We start from the raw sequence: 855 nt of genomic DNA, 5'->3' as shown, positions 1-855 counted from the left end.
TCCACCCCGGAAGCCTTTGCTGACTGGGTCGCGAATCTGCCCATGGCGAATTTAGGCGAGCTGTCTCGTCAACTATATCGTGCGATTAATGAACTAAATCGCCTTAAGTGCAAGCCAGAAACTCGCTCAAAAATGCTTGAGGACATTCGAAAACCTATCCATTACGCATGCGAAGAGCTGTCAAAACATTTTCTTAACGCATCTATCACACCTCAAGAAAAGCAACGCAAAGTTATCAACCTTGTCACGAGCCTTCATCTTTCTCTAGCCGCTGGCTACAAAGCAGTGCTATTAGAGAGCGTTCCTAATCTTGGGTCAGAACATACACGTAAAAACTTCAGCTGCGCAGCACACCGAACCATTACAGAATTTGGACGTGTTCAGCTTTTGTCAGCCAAGCTCTATATTTCCGTACCGAAAATGCTATGGAAAGAAATGAACGAGATCTATCGTTTTAGCGATGAGTTAGGCCTAATGAAGTATCTAGTTCGCGATGAAGACAATCTTGTCGAACCAGACTCATCGATCAAAAGCGCCTATAAACGAAACTTGTTACTTGCCTGCTGCCGCTCAAACCAGTTGCGTAAGCAAGAGATCGATTCTGTTTGGGTACTGTTCGAACGATGGGCTAACTACGTAGAGCTAGGTAGAAAGTACCTCGCCTCAGCTGTCTTCTGCATCAATTTATCCGAAGACCAAGCTCCGCGACACAAGAGCCTACTGCATGAAGAGCTGAGTGATTTTTACTATGGGTTTGATACGGCTGAACTCATTACCCGCATCACTTCGCACCTAAGTTCAGCGAATTCGACGATCACTCATTTAGAAATGCCGATCAATATCAGTAATGGCTTA

At 45.0% G+C, this 855-nt stretch carries 1 pseudogene; it reads left to right on the top strand.

From position 1 onward, the window contains the following. Positions 1-855 (top strand): annotated as a pseudogene (locus A3739_RS29435) (hypothetical protein); the annotation flags it as partial.

Source organism: Oleiphilus sp. HI0067, from assembly GCF_001635735.1.
Note: the sequence above shows the minus strand (reverse complement) of the source record. Positions and strands in the feature narration are given on the sequence as shown.